Annotated in this window: 15 protein-coding genes; 6 read left to right on the plus strand and 9 right to left on the minus strand. The window is 65.8% G+C overall.

Annotated features, from left to right (window positions below; all coding sequences use genetic code 11):
• Positions 1 to 156 precede the first annotated feature (156 nt).
• A complete protein-coding gene (locus EH209_RS09370; protein ID WP_126662663.1) occupies positions 157 to 666 on the plus strand; it encodes an FxLYD domain-containing protein in 510 nt (169 codons plus the stop codon).
• A 36-nt stretch (positions 667 to 702) separates the two neighbouring features.
• Here EH209_RS09370 and EH209_RS09375 read toward each other — a convergent pair whose 3' ends face one another.
• From EH209_RS09375 to EH209_RS09385, 3 genes are all read right to left on the minus strand, one after another.
• Positions 703 to 1062, minus strand: a complete 360-nt coding sequence (locus tag EH209_RS09375; RefSeq protein WP_126662664.1) for a hypothetical protein — start codon at positions 1060 to 1062, stop codon at positions 703 to 705.
• 126 nt (positions 1063 to 1188) lie between these two features.
• A complete protein-coding gene (locus EH209_RS09380) occupies positions 1189 to 2028 on the minus strand; it encodes a PspA/IM30 family protein (RefSeq protein ID WP_126662665.1) in 840 nt (279 codons plus the stop codon).
• A 156-nt stretch (positions 2029 to 2184) separates the two neighbouring features.
• Complete coding sequence (locus EH209_RS09385; RefSeq protein ID WP_126662666.1) at positions 2185 to 3114, minus strand: winged helix-turn-helix domain-containing protein; 930 nt, start codon at positions 3112 to 3114, stop codon at positions 2185 to 2187.
• Between the two features lie 127 nt (positions 3115 to 3241).
• Between EH209_RS09385 and EH209_RS09390 the strand changes: the two genes are divergently transcribed.
• Together EH209_RS09390 and EH209_RS09395 are read left to right on the plus strand one after the other, a co-directional pair.
• Entirely contained in the window at positions 3242 to 4882 is a 1641-nt protein-coding gene (locus tag EH209_RS09390; RefSeq protein WP_126662667.1) for a M23 family metallopeptidase, read from the plus strand.
• Positions 4883 to 4918: 36 nt separating this feature from the next.
• A complete protein-coding gene (locus EH209_RS09395) occupies positions 4919 to 5572 on the plus strand; it encodes an alpha/beta hydrolase (RefSeq protein WP_126662668.1) in 654 nt (217 codons plus the stop codon).
• Between the two features lie 104 nt (positions 5573 to 5676).
• On the opposite strand, the gene EH209_RS09400 is transcribed toward EH209_RS09395, so the two are convergent.
• Positions 5677 to 6141: a hypothetical protein gene (locus EH209_RS09400; RefSeq protein WP_343132685.1), complete on the minus strand. Its 465-nt coding sequence runs from the start codon at positions 6139 to 6141 to the stop codon at positions 5677 to 5679.
• Between the two features lie 163 nt (positions 6142 to 6304).
• Between EH209_RS09400 and EH209_RS09405 the strand changes: the two genes are divergently transcribed.
• Positions 6305 to 7063 carry an SDR family NAD(P)-dependent oxidoreductase gene (locus EH209_RS09405; protein WP_126662669.1) on the plus strand — a complete coding sequence of 253 codons (759 nt, stop codon included), beginning with the start codon at positions 6305 to 6307 and terminating at the stop codon, positions 7061 to 7063.
• A gap of 148 nt (positions 7064 to 7211) precedes the next feature.
• Positions 7212 to 8111 carry an FRG domain-containing protein gene (locus tag EH209_RS09410; protein ID WP_049914665.1) on the plus strand — a complete coding sequence of 300 codons (900 nt, stop codon included), beginning with the start codon at positions 7212 to 7214 and terminating at the stop codon, positions 8109 to 8111.
• Between the two features lie 35 nt (positions 8112 to 8146).
• Here EH209_RS09410 and EH209_RS09415 read toward each other — a convergent pair whose 3' ends face one another.
• The gene (locus tag EH209_RS09415; RefSeq protein WP_126662671.1) at positions 8147 to 10003 is read right to left on the minus strand and encodes an ATP-binding protein; all 1857 of its coding nucleotides are present in this window, start codon (positions 10001 to 10003) and stop codon (positions 8147 to 8149) included.
• A gap of 182 nt (positions 10004 to 10185) precedes the next feature.
• Positions 10186 to 10815, minus strand: coding sequence for a DUF7344 domain-containing protein (locus EH209_RS09420; protein ID WP_126662672.1), 630 nt, complete (start codon positions 10813 to 10815; stop codon positions 10186 to 10188).
• Between the two features lie 315 nt (positions 10816 to 11130).
• Between EH209_RS09420 and EH209_RS09425 the strand changes: the two genes are divergently transcribed.
• Positions 11131 to 11472, plus strand: coding sequence for a DUF7113 family protein (locus tag EH209_RS09425; RefSeq protein WP_126662673.1), 342 nt, complete (start codon positions 11131 to 11133; stop codon positions 11470 to 11472).
• A gap of 7 nt (positions 11473 to 11479) precedes the next feature.
• On the opposite strand, the gene EH209_RS09430 is transcribed toward EH209_RS09425, so the two are convergent.
• The 3 genes from EH209_RS09430 to EH209_RS09440 form a co-directional block, all read right to left on the minus strand.
• The gene (locus EH209_RS09430; protein ID WP_126662674.1) at positions 11480 to 12349 is read right to left on the minus strand and encodes a cohesin domain-containing protein; all 870 of its coding nucleotides are present in this window, start codon (positions 12347 to 12349) and stop codon (positions 11480 to 11482) included.
• 81 nt (positions 12350 to 12430) lie between these two features.
• Positions 12431 to 14617 (minus strand): bifunctional metallophosphatase/5'-nucleotidase, encoded by a 2187-nt coding sequence (locus EH209_RS09435; protein ID WP_126662675.1) that lies wholly within the window; start codon positions 14615 to 14617, stop codon positions 12431 to 12433.
• Positions 14618 to 14708: 91 nt separating this feature from the next.
• On the minus strand, positions 14709 to 15989 hold the full coding sequence (locus tag EH209_RS09440; protein WP_126662676.1) for a DNA double-strand break repair nuclease NurA: 1281 nt from the start codon (positions 15987 to 15989) through the stop codon (positions 14709 to 14711).
• Positions 15990 to 16109: the final 120 nt, after the last annotated feature.

Genomic DNA, 16109 nt, shown 5'->3' on the forward strand with positions numbered 1-16109 from the left:
AGGTAGCCGACAGTGTTTGATGGTGGCAATTCACTCGGACGCGTCCCCTCGGCCTCGAGAATTGCCCCTTCAGGGACTACACTGAAATGTGTCGGCGGTGTCAATCAGATACATGCTCGGTGACGGAACCCACTCGCGGAGGGGGACGCGAGGACGATGACCCAGCAGGAGTCGACGAGCCGACGCCGCCTCCTCGCGGCGGTCGGTGCGGGCGTCTCGGCCGCGGTCGCCGGCTGTACCGGCAGCGGGGGCCTCGCCGGCGAACCCTCCTACGAGGACGGCAACGGCGTCGAAATAAACGCCAGCAACGTCTCGAGTCGAAACACCTCGGAGATGTCCACGGCGGCGGCGCTCGCCAATCAGCAGCCCTCGCAGTCGGTGACGCCGCTAGACCCGCTCTCGCTGACCGACCACGAGTTTATCGTCGAAGACGGCTATCTCGGGTCGACCGTGCAGGGAACCGTCGAGAACACGGGCAGCGATCGGCTCCAGATCGTCGAAGTGCGAACTCGGATCTACAACGACGCCGGCAACGTGATCGGTCAGTATCTGACCACGACAGGAGACCTCGGGGGCGGCGAAACCTGGGAATTTCTGGTGGTCGTCCTCGAGGCGCCGTCGGACGTCGCCGACTACGACATCGCGGTGTTGGGAACGCCGTCCTAGCGGCTCTCCGGCCGCGACCTGACGCACCGGCTCCCCTCAGTCGGTGGACTCAAGGAGTTCGTCGGCGACGCCCTCCTCGACGATTTCGGGGGCGACGTTGAGCGCGTACGCGGGGCGTCCCTTCCCAGTCGGCGACGTCCCTTCGGTTTCGATCTCCTCGACGAACCCCTCGTCCTCGAGTCGGTAGAGCGATCGCATTACGTCTGCTTCAGTGAGCGTCCCGATGACGCCCACATTGACGCCCTCGAGTTGCGTCCTGCAGACGCGTCGCAGCACGTGGGTCTGGGCCGGCGTCTCGTCGCGTCGCTGCAGTTCGGCGACGCCAAGTAAGACGACTTGGTTGGTCAGCGAAATCTCGTCGAACGCGTCCGTATCTGTCTCCGTATCCGTGGCCATACTCGGCGTTCAACGTCGACTGTGGTAGTCGTTACCCCACTGACCACTGCGAGAAAACGATCGCGCGGGATCCGACAGGGACCGGTCGCCGCTCGCTTCGCTATCGGGGCGCTTTCGACGGCGAACTCAGGCGTTCTCCTCGTCCTGAAGCTCCGCGAGTTCGGCCTCGACTTCGCTGTCGTCGACCTCCGCCTCCATGTCCTCGATGTCCTCCTCGACGGCCTCGTTCTCGACGTCGCCGGCCGGTTCGGCCTCGGTTTCGCTGCTTCCGTCCCCCATCTCGGATTTCAACGTCTCGAGTTCGGCCTCGACGCCGCTGTCGGTCTCCAGTTGCTCGAGTTCGCGATCGATGTTGTCCTTGTCCGAGAGGACGTCGTCGAACGCGCCGGACTCGTGGAGTTCGTCCATCGCGGCGGCTCGGGCTTCCATGTCTTCGGTCTGCTCCTCGGCGCGATCGATCGCTCGACCGACGTCCTCGAACTCCTCGCCGGTGGCCGTTATCGCTTCGGACACCGTCGAACTCGCCTTCGCGGCCTCGTGGCGGGCCTTCATCGTCTCCTTCTTGGTGCGGAACTCCTCGATGCGGCTCTGGAGCTCGTTCTTCTGGTCGATCAGCTTGTCCTGCTGGCTCTGTAAGTTCGTTATCTGGCGCTCGAGATCCTCGATCTGGTTCATCTTCGTCTTCTTCTTCTCGAGTGCGCGCCGCGCCAGATCCTCCTGGCCCTGCTGGACCGCGGTTCGGGCCTGATCGTTGTGTTTGTCGACGTTCTCCTCCAGGCGCCGTTTCTGCATCTCGAGGCGCTTTTTCTGCGTGGTCAGATCCGCGATGCCCCGTTTGACGTCCTGGAGCTGGTCGCGCATCTGCTCGTAGGAGTAGTCGAGCGTCTCCGTCGGATCCTCGGCGCGGTTGAGCACCGAGTTGAGCTTCGACCGGATGATGTAGGAGGTCCGAGAGAGGATGCCCATAGTCGTACGTATCGCTCGTCGCCCTTAAAAACATCACATCGTCAACAGTCTGCGATGAACGCGGCCGCCACCGGGGCGATCGCTCGACGCTGGTTACCGGCCGCCTACTCGCTCGAGCGACCCGAAGTTGGCGCGAGGTTCGCGGGCCTCGAGGCGCTACGAACCGACGGTGACCGAGCGGACCGCGAACGCGTCGTCGACGACGGCCGTCACCGAGCCGTTCCCCTCGTCGCCGTCGACCTCGAGCGCGATCCGCGTCGGCTCTCGAGACTCGACTCGCACCGTCGGAGCCGGCAACTCCCAGTCGTAGCGCTCGAGGTCGAAGCCGGCATCGGCGAGCGCGCCCGCGGCCTGGGCGTCGGTCAGCAACGCCGTCATCGGCCGTACGCCCGCGAGGAACGTGCAGTCATCGCAGGTGATTTCGACCCAGGGATCGCGCCCGCAGTCTGCGATTTCGGCGCCACCAGCGTCGCCGTTGCCGTCGCTGCCGCCGTCGTTGTCGCTCTCGAGGGCCTCGAGACGGAGGGTGACGGTCGTCGCCCCCGCACAGAACGGACACTGACCGGCGCGGGCCAGTCCGATGTCGCGTCTGGCGCGACGGGCGACCGTGCGGGCGATCGCGCCCGCGTCCTGCTCCTCGAGGCCGTTCTTCGGGAACGGATAGGTGAACCCGTCCCACTCCTCGCACGCCGGGCAGTCGACGGTCGCGAATCCGCGCTCGTAGCACAGGACCAGCGCCGCCTCACAGCGGGGACACGCCGACTCGATTTCGCTCGACTCGAACTCGCGGCGCTCGGTCGGCCGGTGAGCGAGCACGGTCCTGTAAAGCGCGGTCACGCTCGCCGTCGGCACGTAGCCGTCCTCGACTTCGCGGACGTAGACGCCCCGAAGCTTGTCGAGGTGGTAGTTGAACTTCCCGCTGTCACGCATCCCGACCGCGTCCATCAGCTCGGCGTAGGACTTCGGCTCCGTGTAGACGGCGTCCCAGTCCTCGAGCAACGCCAGCAGGATCTCGAGGCGGATCTCGTGGTTCAGTATGGAGAATGCCTCCCGAACGGTGGGCTCCGGTGCGTCGTCCGTCGTCATGGGCGATCGTTCTCCCAACGGTGCATTGATCGTTCCGGACGGTCGGGCGTGGTGCGTGACGTGTCATCACGCGTTGTGAAATTGACTTCGCAAAGCGATTACATACTGACCGGACCGATACTGTCCTATGACCGAACGCTCGACCGCCGAACAGATGCCAATCGCCGCTCGCCTTCGTCGGGGGATCCGGTCGTTCGAGCCGATGTACCTCGCGCTGCTGGGGCTGCTTGCGATTCCGAGCTACGTCTTCGAATCGCTCGCGGTCCTGGAGCTCTTCGAGATGTTCTTCTTCTTTTTCCTCTGGCCGTTCGTCGCGCCGCTCGTCGAACTGGTGGTCCGACGCGGGACCGACGAGGACGAGACGGTCGAGCCGACCGACTGGATCTACATGGGGAACTGGCGGGAGTACGCCGCGTGGTTTCTCATGCTGCCGCTGGGATTTCTCAATCCGTTCGTCCTTGCACAGGACGCGATGCAGTGGCTTGGTAGCGCCGTCGCGTTTGCGCGCCACCGCGGCTCCCTCCCCGACGCAGAGGGCTACGACCAGCGGGTCTCCTACCGACTCCCGTTCGATAGCGCCTGGACCGTCGTGAACGGCAGCTACGACCACGACTACTCGCACTCGTGGTTCCCGGCGACCCAGCGGTACGCGTACGATTTCGTCATCACCGACGCGGAGGGACGGACCGCCCCCGAGGCGTCGGGCGCGGACGTCGAGGGCTACTACTGCTACGACGAACCGATCCTCGCCCCCGCCGCCGGCGTCGTGGTCGACGTCCTCGACGACGATCTCGAGCCGTCCCGCGGCGGCGGCGTTGCCCACCCTCTGAAGCGGGACATCCGCGGGAACTATGTGGTGCTCCAGCACGCCGCCGACGAGTACAGCTGTCTGGCCCACCTCGTCCCCGGCAGCGTGACGGTCGCACCCGGGGACCGCGTACAGCGCGGCGAGGAGATCGGTCGCTGTGGTCACTCCGGGAACTCCTCGGAACCCCACCTCCACTTTCAGCTGCAGGATCACCCGAACTTCGTGGTCGCGGCCGGGCTCCCGATCGCCTTCGATGACGTTGCGATCGAGTGGCCCGGCGACGAGGCGCCGATCACCGACCCCCTGTCCGATGCCGAGGCAGATGACGCGAACGAGCGCGAACGCGAGGCCATACCGAACCCTATCGAGACCATAGCGAATCTTGAGGACGGCACCTACCGCCCTCGAGCGCACCTCACCGCCGGGCAGCGCGTCACACACGTCGACCGGGATGACGGCGACTCGAGTCGAACCCACATCGACGATTCCGACCCCACGATCGTCGCCGACAAGGCGGGTGCCACGCGGGCCTCGAGCCAGCACCGGACCGGACTCGCGTCTCTCCAGCAGGTCGGTTTCGGGGCGTGTGTCAGCGGCGTGACCACGTTCTTCGCGTCGATTTTCGTGTCCTCGCTCACCGTCGCCGCGCTGCTCGGCGCTGTGGCAGCTGTCGGCGTGAGTTATCGAGCGGGTGCCACGTTCCTGCGCAGGGACGGCTCCAAACACCGCTCGAGTTCGATCGGGACCGCCGTCGGCATCGGTATCGTTGCCGCCGTCGTCGGGTGGTACGGCGTGACCGGGCCGGCCATCGGGATCGGCGTACAGGGCCTCGGAATTTCTGTGCTGCTGCTCGGGTTCGTCGGCTACGCCGTCCTCGGCGAATACGAGCGGCTGCGGCTGCGCGAGTCGTTCCCCGACCGTGGCGGTTCGCGATCGCGCCCATCATCGCCGACCGAGTGACGAGCCTTGATTACTGCTCGCAGCCAACTGCTGTCCATGAGCGACGTCTTGATTCCGGGGGGTCGCGACGTCCGCGGGACGCTCGAGGAACCGCCAGATGGGACCGATGCGATCGTCGTCGCCTGTCCACCCCATCCCCAGCAGGGGGGATCGCGCAGCGACGGGCGCCTCGTGGCGGTCGCAGCGGCGCTTCGCGGGTTGGGAATTGCCAGCCTCCGGTTCGATTACGGCCCGTGGGACGAGGGGTATGGCGAGCGCGAGGACGTGCGCAATGCCGTCCGCTGGGCTCGTAAGAAATACGACGGTGGGGGTTGTAAATCGGCCGACGACGGTGAAACGGACGCTGACGCGCTCCCAGTCGGCGTCTTCGGCTACAGTTTCGGCGCGTCGCTGGCGCTACTCGCCGCAGCGGATGTCGACCCCGACGCTGTCGTGGTTCTCGCGCCGACAGCGCGACTTGGCAACGATCTCGACACACTGGCCGCGCTCGAGGCCCTCGAGATGCCGATCCACGTCCTGTACGGCGAGCGGGACACGACTGTCGACTGGGAACCGGTGGCCGAACGCGCTCGTGAACGCGGCGACACGGTCACCGCGCTGGCCGGCGACCACTTCTTCCTCGGCAAACGCGACGCCATCGCGAGCGAGGTTGCGACGTTCTTCGCGGAGGCGTTTCGCGAGACGACGTAAGGTGGTCGCGTGTACGGTTGCTGCTCGTCGACTAGTTCACACACGCAACGATGCGGTCGGCGCCCGTCGCCGGCCGATCGAACGTGAGCGGTGTGCTGATCTGATTACTGACTTCGATCACGTTCGCGCCGTTTCTCTGCCAGGGACCGCTGTTCCTGGTGATCTTGCTGGCGATCCTGCTGTTGCTCGCGGAGCCAGCCCTCGGCGTCGGGCCTGTTATCGAACATGTGCGACGTGACGTTCGAGCCGACCTCCTGGACGAGGTCGTCGACGGAGAGGTTCGTAATAACGCTCGTTGGCTGAACGATAGCCATGTACGAGAGGTCGGTCTCGAACGCTCGCGGGTGCCAGTTCTCTTGCGTCCACTGCTGGTCCTCCTGCGAGACGGTCCCGAGGTCCCTGAGATCGGCGAGCCAGTAGCTGGCGTTTTTCTCTTTCACGAGCGCCAATCCCTTGTCCAGCCCTTCGCGATACTGCTCGCTCCGAGCGAAGTCGTGCCAGTTCATCGTGACCGCTTGCAGTTCTTCGTCCCACTCGATCGTGAGGACGGGAGATTCGTAGTACTCCATTGTCTCTTCGTGGTAAGTCGCACTATGTAACACTTTCCGCTTCCAGTAAATATAATTATATTCTAACAACTTGCTGAGAGGAATAATTTCATTCCTATATGAATTTCAGAATATCTGGGGTGAATCAGTGCACATATCTGTAGACGGGACGACGGCTTTGATAATGAAATTAGTCGAGGACCGAGTTGCGGTCGTTACGGGAGCGGCATCCGGAATCGGACGGACGACGGCGAAGACGTTCGCGGACCACGGCGCGTCGGTCGTTGTCGCCGACGTGGACGCCGACGCCGGCGCGGAGACGGTCGCGGAGATCGCTGACGACGGCGGTGAGGCGACGTTCGTTCAGACGGACGTGTCCGACCCCGACGACGCCAAAGCGATGATCGAGACCGCGGTCGACGAATTCGGCGGCATCGACGTCCTCTACAACAATGCCGCCATCGAAGGCCCCGTCGCGCGACTCGACGAGTACGAGAACGACGCCTTCGAACAGGTCATCGAGGTGAACCTGAAAGGCGTCTGGTACGGGATGAAGTACGGTATCGAGGCGATGCTGGCCGACGGCGGCGGATCGATCATCAGCGCCTCCTCGATCGGCGGCGAGGTCGCGGTTCCGCAGTACAGCGGCTACGGGGCGGCGAAAGCAGCCGTCAGCCACCTCACGAAGTACGCGGCAATCGAGTACGCCGAGGACGGCATCCGCGCCAACGCCGTCGCCCCAGGGATCGTCCGTACGAACATGATCGAGCGGACGATCGAGGAACACCCCGAGATGGAAGCACAGTTCCTGGAGACCGAGCCGATGCCCGGCCTCGCGGACCCCCAGGAAATCGCGAACGCCGTCCTCTTCCTCGGTTCGGACCTCTCGTCTCGAGTCACCGGGACCACGCTGCCCGTCGAGGGCGGCTACCTCGCCCAGTGACGCGACGACGGGTCGGATCGACGCCGAAGACAGTCTCGAGCGAGCGATCGTCGACCCCGGCGATGCGGATAATCGTTTTCCCCGCTCGCGGATAAGCCATCGACGTGGCACTGATCCACGACCGAGGATGGCGCGGCCGCACGCATCGATGACCACCGACAACTCGCTGTCGACCGTCCGCGCCGAATCGTGGGCGGACCTGCAGGAACTGGTCACCGCGGAGATGTGGATGCCCCACATCGGCCGGCACCGCTCACCGTTCGTGTTTCGGGGGGTCCCCTCCCAGGACCACACCCTCGAGACCTCGATCAAGCGGTTCGTCGGGGAGTCGGGGAAGTGGAAACTCGAGTCGTTGCTGTTACGGAACTTCCACCAGTACGCCGTCAGCGAGATCGAGGAACCCGACTCGGTCTGGCACCTGCTCTCGATCGCCGAACACTACGGCCTGCCGACCCGGCTATTGGACTGGTCGTTCTCGCCGCTGGTCGCGACCTACTTCGCGGTCCGGGACGGCGACACCGCCCACGACGGCGCCGTCTGGGCGGTCGACTACCGGCAACTCCACGACACGCTACCGGAGCACTACCACCGCGTCCTCGAGCGGACCGAGACGGACATGCTCGACGTGCATCTGCTCTCGAACGCGACCCTTGAGTCCGACGCGGAGGCGGCCGACGCCGCCGACGAGGCGCCGATGCGCGACCTGAACGACGTCTCCCGGCTGGACGATCTCTGGAGCGAGCGCTGGGGCGTCGACGCCGACGAGGCGGCCGACGACCAGTACGTCGTCTTCTTCCGGCCGCCGGCGATCGACGACCGCATCGCCAACCAGTCGGCCGTCTTTTCGTTCCAGTCCGATCCCCGACTCGCCCTCGACCGGTGGCTCGAGGATCGCCCGGACTGCTACCGAAAGATCGTGATTCCGGGCGAGCGTAAACTCGAGTTCCGCGACAAGCTAGATCAGATGAACGTCAACCACCGGACGCTGTTTCCCGACCTCGAGGGGCTGACGACGTGGCTCAAGCAGTACTATCAGCCGCAGGGGTGAGTGGTTCGGCGAACGGATTCGACAACGCGCCGGTTTCAATCTCGGCCGTGTCGGGTCAGACACTTCGGGAGCCCGATCAACTCGACGGGTTCGGAGTTATCCGGCGAGTAGACGACCATCTGTCCCTTCTCCATGTAGGGCACCTTCGACTCGAGGTTGCTCGGGATGTTGACACTCTTAATGGCGTCTTCGTCGCCGAGATTGAGGACGACGGTAGTGTTGATCTGCTTGAAGACGGCGTCGTGGATGTCCTGCGGGTCCTGGGTAATCAGGAAGAGGCCGAGTCGCTCCTTGCGGCCCTGCTTGGCGGCCTCGGTGAACTTGTTGATGACCTTCCCGGCCTGGACGCTGTCGGCGTCGGTCAGGAAGTTGTGGGCCTCGTCCATCCCGAGGACGATCGGCGTCTCCTTGATCCGGTCGTAGAACGGGTCGTTCGAGAGCTTCTGGTCGATGATCAGCGACGAGACCGCGAGCACGATCGCCTCTGTCGCCCGACTGTCGTTGATGTGGTAGGTCGGAACGACGGTCAGCCCGCCGGGACGGACGAACTCGTGGACGAGGTCAGTGATCGGCCGCGCGTCCTGATCGAAGACGTGACCGAAGCCGAGCACGCGCCGGCGGACGGCGTCGAACGTCGCCTCGTGGACCCGGCCGGACTCGTCGAGTTCCTCGCGGAGCGCGGGGTCGTCGAGGAACGTCGTGAACTCCTCGTAGGTGCCGTCGTCGCCGTACTGCTTGCGAAAGCGCGGCAGGAGGACGCTGACCAGCGCGCCGTACTGGTTGTCGTTCAACCCGCTGCCCGCGACCAGCCACGGGTTGTCGTAGACCATCGAAAACGGGATCGTGAACTCGACCTGGCGCGCGCGGTGGTGGCCCGCGGCGTACGACGCCGACCCCACCTTGGGGACGAACGCCGTCGTGTCCTCGTGGCCGCCGTAGGCGATCCCCTCGCGCTCGAGGCGCCGACCGAACTCGTCGTCTAAGTCGGGGTTGTCGTCATGCATCTGGGCGTACTCGTCTTGCGGGTCGAACTGGACCACGGCGGGACGGACCTCGCGGCCGTCGTCCATGGGGTAGGCGCGGTCCTCGGCGAGGTACTGGCGGAGGATGTTCTTCGCGCCGTGGGTCTTCCCCGACCCCGTCCCGCCGGCGATCAGCGTGTGGCGGAAGACGAGCGGATCGCCCGAGTCGTAGTCGTCCTTGAGTCGGTAGTCGATCGTCGGCGGGGTGGCCGCGGTCCGGACCTTCTCGCCGCCGACCGAGAGGTGTCCGAGGAAGACGCCGTCGTCGGGCATCTTCAGCCCGGTCTTGATCTGTTCGGTGTCGTCGGCCTTCCTGACGACCGTCTGGGGTTTGGGGACGCGGTCGGTCATCCGCCGTTTCAGTTCGCCGTCATCATCATAAAGGACGGCCACCGGCTCGAGCTCCGCGACGAACTTGTAGTCAGCCTCGTCGACCCCGTCGGTCCGCATCGCGCGCCGGGCGTGGATCTCCGTCGCGTCGTCGGCGTGGTACTGCTGGGCGTACTCGAGGCCGATGATACGGCAGAAGAGGGTCTCGCCGTCGGGGTAGGGTGCCAGCAGATAGCTCCCGATGCGGATCGAGGAGCGGTTGCCGCGGGTGATATAGGCGCGCAGCGTCGTTTCGTCGCCGTCCTCGGCGACGCGCAGTCCCTGGGAAACGCAGATCGCGCCGATGCCGACGTCTTCGCCCCGCGGTTCGACGGGCGTCGGCTCGAAATCGTCGGTCGTTCCGCCGTCCGTACCTGTCGACCCGCCGGCACTCGACGGGGAGGTCCTCGTCCCGTCGGAACCGGCCGCAGCGTCGTCTCTCCCGCCGGAATCGGCGTCGGACTCGGCGTTGAAATCGCCGAAGTCACCCAGATCGGTCATATCAGGTCCATCAGGCCGGCCCCACAACTACTTTTCGAGGCGACACACTCGAGCGTCGACGCGGGAACGCGCAACTGAGGACAGAACAGAACGGCCGAGAACTGCAAAATCGATTCGGTTCAGGTGGAGGACCGAGCGAGCCAGCGGTAGACGGCGGCGAGTTCGGCGGTGACGGCGATCGATCAGTGGAGGACCGATGTCGTCTGTTCGCCTCGCGTGACCAGGTTGGCGTCGGCGTCGAACTCCAGGGCGCCCGCGTCGGCCAGCACGGGGAGGTGAGCGTGGTAGAGGGAAATCTTCGCCCGCTCGCGGTCGTCCGCACCGACGTCGCTGGCGACGAGTGCCGACGCGAGCTGCTCGACGGAGACGGTGTGTTCGACGCCCGAGAGCATCCCGAGGACTCGCATCCGGACGGGGTGGACGATCGCCTCGAGCATCCGCTCTCCCTCCGGACCCTCACAGAGCTCGAGCAGGCCCGCGAGATCCGCGGGGTGGACCGGCGGTTCGTCGACCAGTTCGGCGCCGGTCTCGGCGTCGAACTCGACGAGGCCGTACTCGGCCAGTCGGGGAAGGTGGTTGTGGACGAGACTGATGCGGACGTCGTGACGGGCCTTGCCGGTCGGAACGTCCAGGTCTTCGTTCTCGACGATCATCGTCGTTAGCTCCATCAGCGACAGCCGCGTGCGGCGGGCGCCGAGCGTCGCGAGGATGCGAATCCGGCGCGGGTGTCGGAGGACGTCGTAACACTCTTCCGGGACGTCTGTCAGTGGATCCCGCTCGCTGTCACCGCCGATGGACGCTTTCGAACTCATTACTAAGAAGCACTGGTGGAACGGGGTTAAGCCCATTTCCAAAAGGATTTGGCTCGGGAACGAATGCTTACTCTCGTAATATTCGGATTACTGGCTAATCCCCCTCGAAACCCCCTCGAGCGGCAAGAATACCTGCTACTTGACGGTAGGATAATCGTGAAATTCGCCGGTACTAACGGTGTGTCGACGCTAATCGCCGGGTCGATCGACTCGGGTGACCGCGCGGCGAATTCGATCCGATCTCGAGTCCGAATCCCTGGAAAATCCGACCGCTCGTCCCGCTGTCTTTTTGCGCGTACGCGCCGAAAGAACGGTATGATACTGATACGCGGTCGTGCCGGCGGCACCGAACTCACCGGCACGCTGTACGAACGGGGCGAACGAGCGCCCTCGTTTCGCGGCGCGCCAGACGAAGACGCCGCCTACGTCTGGGTCTGCGACGAGTTCTACGAGGTCGATAGCGGCGGCTCGACCCAGCTGGTCGACGGCCGCGAAGTGAACCTCGCCTTCGAATCGCCCATGCCCCGCGGCTTCGACACCCGCGAACAGGCCCTCGAGGGCGCCAAAGAACACGTCCGGACGCAGTTCGCCCGGATCGGGGTCGACCCGAGCAACGTCGAACTCGAAGTCGAGAAAAACGGCGAAACTGACGAGTAACTGACGACTAATCCCGGTCCGAGCCGGCTCGAACGCCGGTACCGTCGCGCAATCGGCGGGCGACGAGTACCGTTCCGACGACGATCCACGCCGCGACAGGCGTCGAGAGTCCCGGGACGGCGTCCCCGTCATCTCGCTTCGTTCCGCCATCTCCGCTCTCGCCGTCGGTCTCCGCCGCTGCGTCGTCTTCTCCCGGCGATTCGGATTCCGACCCCGGTTCGGCGCCGGTAGTTTCGTCGCCGGCGACGGGCGTCGTCTCGAGACCGTCCGGGTCCGGGTGGTCGAACGCCGGCGCCTCGTCGCCGCCGCCGTCAATCGCGACGGTAGCGCCCATATCGAAGATCGGGATCGGCATCTCGCGGAGGAGTTCGGCGCGGCTCTCCGCGAAGGAAATCGTCGCCTCCGACGGCGGGGCGTCTTCGGCGACCGCAACCGTGAGCGTCGCGAGTCTCGCGTTCCCTGTTGCGCCGTCGGCGGGCGGATCGCGCCGCTGCTCGAGGACGGCGGTGCCGTCGTTGTGTGCGATCGCCCGCTCGGCGCGGACGTCCGTTTCCGCGCCCTGCTCGAGCCAGGGGCCTCGTTTGACGTCGGTAATCTCGAGATACTCGGGATTGTACTGAGCGACGAGGGTAATCGACTCGATGCCTTCGCCGCCGTAGCCGCCGTCGCTTTGCATGACGACGTCGACGGTGATCTCCTCGCCGGGCTCCGCGTCGATCGTCTGCGTCGACGGGAAGACGGCCGCGGTTCGATCGCCGGCAACGGCCGTCTCGGCGGCGAGGCCGAGCAGCGAGACCGTTAGCAGCGCGAGGACGGCCGCTCCCAGCAACAGGCTGCGTCCGGCGGCGGCCGTCCGTCGTTCCGTTGCGGGGCTCATTGTGCGGTCACACTCGTCGCGCTCATCGACACTCGATCGTCGCGTAGGTATGAACGGCAGGTCATGGGTCGCGTCGTTCGATCAGTCGTCGCCGTCGGTCGAGGACTCGGACGTCTCGGCCGGTTCGTCGCCGGCGGAGCGACGGCGCGAGTAGAGGTAGCCGCCGGCGCTCCCGCCGGCGAGCGCGCCGAGCGGACCGAAGCCGGGCATTCCGTCGTCCGAGCCGTCATCATCTGACTCGTTGCCGCCGCCGTCCGACTCGTTGCCGTCGGAACCGTTCGAACTGTCGTCACCGGTGAGAGCGGTTGCGCTCACGTCGGCGCGGAGTTGGAAGTACTCGTAGCCGCTCGAGGTCGGCACGTCGAAGCCGTAGTCCCAGTACTCCTGATCGGGATCGTAGCCGCCGAACAGCCGCAGCGCCGGCTCGTCGACGTCCGAGACGAGACCGCACAGGTCGTCGGTAGCGAACGTCACGCCGACGCTGTCGCCGTCAACGGTCGCCGAGGTCGCCTCGAGGTCGGCGCCGGTTCGGATCACGGCTCGGAAGGTGTCCGGCCGAATCGCCGCGGCGCCGTCCGGAACGTCGACGGTGAGGGTGGTCTCGCCGTCGCCGACGGCGACCGACGCCTCGCCGACCGTCTCGTCGACCCGGAGCAGCCGGTTCTCGCGCTCGGGCGCGACGGTGTCTCGCTCCTCGAGGCGCTCGAGGACGTAGGGGCCCTGGAACTGGCCGGAGGCGAGGACGACCTCGGCCTCCGAGAGGACGTCGGAGTTTTCGATCGAGTAGTCGTTGTGCGCGAGGGAGTAGGTCTCGTCGGGGTCGACGGGTTCGCCGCCGACGAAGACGTTCTTCACCCGGCTCTCGCCGTCGTGGCCCCACCACTCGTAGGAGAGCCCCGAGACCTGGATCGCCGGCTGCGCGCCGTAGTTCTCGGACGGATGGGGGCGGATCGCCTCCTCGAGGTACGCGACGACGTCCTCGCCGGTCAGTTCGACGACCTGGATCTCGTTGGGGAACGGAAGGATGTTCATCACGTCGGCGCCCGTGACTGGGCCGGGGCCGTAGGTCGATCCGCTGCGGATGCCGCCGGCGTTCTGGGCCGCGATGTCGACCTCGATGTCGCCGACCTCGCCGACGGTTCGCATCGCGTCGGTCATGAGGTTCCCCCAGTTGGTCTCGATCGCGTAGTTGTCGAACGTCGCGTTCAGTTCGACCTCGGTTTCGAAGGCCGTCTGCTCGAGCTCCGCCTCGAGTTCGGCGGTCCACTCCTCGGCGATAGCGGCGAGGGTCTCGTCTTCCGGGATCTCGTCGGCGTAGCGAACCTCGATCTCCTCGTACTCGTCGGCGGCCGGCGCGGGATCGGCGTCGGGGGCCAGGAGGTCGGTCCGTCGCCAGTCGACGAGGCTCCCGTCGGCGTCGAGGGTGAGCGAGCCGACGTGGTCGAACTCGTCGCCGAACTCGCTGATGATCGTCCCGTCGACGACCTCGGGTTCGTCGAAGACGACGTTGGAGTGGGAGCCGACGATCGCGTCGAGGCCCTCGACGCCCTCGGCGAGCGTGTAGTGGACGCCCGTCGAGACGTGGGAAGCGCAGACGACGACGTCGGCGCCCGCTGCGCGGAGCGCGTCGACGGCTTCCTGTGCTCCTTCGACGTAGTCCAGCACCTGCCACTCCGCGGGATAGTCGGTCAGCGAGTGGAAGTTCGTCGAGACGAGGCCGAAGACACCGACCGTCAGGTTCCCCTCCTCGAACGTCGTCCACCGCTCGGTTCCGGGAACCGGGTCGCCGGCGTCGTCGAGTAGGTTCGCGACGACCCACGGGAACTCGCTCTCTTCGAAGCGCTCCGTCGCCACGTCGGCGCCGAAGTCGTACTCGTGGTTGCCGACGCCGTCGACGTCGATGGCCGTCTCGTTTAACGCCTCGATCACGTGTTCGCCCTCGTACTCGAGGCCGAGCATCGACGGGGCGAGGTCGTCGCCGTTGCCGACGAACAGCGAGTTCGCGGCCGACTCGAGGTGCTCCTCGACGACCGCGTGGTAGCGGGCGAGGCTCAGTTCGGCCGCCTCGGCGTCCTCGAACCGCCCGTGGAAGTGCGTGTCGTGGACGATCGTAACGGTCTCGTCGTCGGAGTTCGCTCCGACGCTCCCGGTCGTCGGGAGCACGGCGGCGGCCGACGCTCCCGCGGCCATACCGAGCACCCGACGGCGGCGCGAGTCGATTCCCGGGTCTGTCCCGTCACTGTCGTCACGTCCGGACGTTCGTGTCACAGTGACAGACAGCGAAAGGAACCGCCACTATCGTTGCTATGTGCTGCCCGATTCAGTACGTTTGTCACAGTAACCGACCGATCCGCCGGCGCTAGTACTCCTCCTCCTCCCATCGGTGGTCGTCGTAGGTCCGGTCCTGGCTCGTATCGAACTGCGTCTCGAGGGTCTCGCGCAGCGACGCCTTCTCCGAGCGGCTGATCCGGGCGAGTTCGTCGGCCTTCTCGACGATCGTCGGCGGACCGTGCGCGACGGCGATATCCTGCAGGACCTGCATCGTCATCGCCCGCCGCCGTTCGGGCTCTCGAGTGAACGCGTAGGGGGCCTCGATTCGGTAGATCAGATCGTCGCGCGGGTCGTAGACGACGAAGAACGTCACCTCGTAGGCCTCGAGCGAGAGGTCGCGCTCAACGCCGAGGGCGTCGCCCTCGACCGAGAGCGGGCGATCGACGCCGCCACGGGAGCGAAACCAGTTCGTGTAGGTCAGCGCCTCGGTGTCGCGCTCCCAGCGCTGGCCGTCGATATCGTCGACGTACTCGCCGCGCTCTAAGAGCCGCGTGAACAGCGCCGAATCGTCGTTCCACGGGGTGGCCACGTCGACGTTTCGCTTCTGCTTCAGCGTCCGCGTGATGACCCGCGTCGCCGGGTTCTTGACGAAGCCCACGAGCGGCACGTCTCGCTCGACGAACCGCTCGACCAGTCGGACGTAGTTCTCGAGCACCGTCGTCGGCCGGGGATCCTCGAGCAGGAAGTCCGCGAGATCCGGGTGTTGATCGGCCCAGCGGAGGAGCCCGCGGGGGTAGATCGGTCCGTCCAGAACGAGCAGGTCGTCGACCACGTCGGCGTTCTCGAGGGCGTGTTTGCTCTCGGCGAGGTAGAGCGCCAGCGCGTGGACGACCCCCTCGGCGAAGCGGGGCAGCGGCGGGATCTTGACGGCGCGGCTCCGGCTGTACCCCTCGTCGAATTTTCCCCACGACTCGTTGACGGTCATCGTCTCGTCGTTGGAGTGGACCGTCATCACGGTGGTCCGCGACCGATGGAGGTCGAGGTCGCTCGGCGTGGCGGCCATCGCCGCCTGCGCGATGTCGATGACGAGCCCGTTTTTGAACGTCGTCGGATTGATGGTTCCCGCATCGAGCCCGTGCTCGCTCGCGAACGGTCGATCGTGGAGCGCGACGTCCTCGCAGTCGACGTGACGACGATGCTGCTCGCCGACCGGCTCGAGGACGGTTCGGCTATCGTCGTCGACGAGCGGATCGAGGAACTCCGCCCAGACCGTCTCGGCGAAGGCGCGGCGATCGCGCTCGTCGGCCCCGTGATCGATCCGCCTCGCGAGTTGCGCGATGCCGTCGAAGTGGACCGGATCGAGAGTCACACTCGGTGGCTCCCGTCCCATTCGCAAAAAGACGACGGTCGGCTCGATCGCGCCGGTAGGAATGCATTAACTCGAGGCCGGGTAAAATATTATCAGAAAAATTATATGTGGTCGGAGGTT

The sequence above is a fragment of the Haloterrigena salifodinae genome, from assembly GCF_003977755.1.
GTDB classification, from domain to species: domain Archaea; phylum Halobacteriota; class Halobacteria; order Halobacteriales; family Natrialbaceae; genus Haloterrigena; species Haloterrigena salifodinae.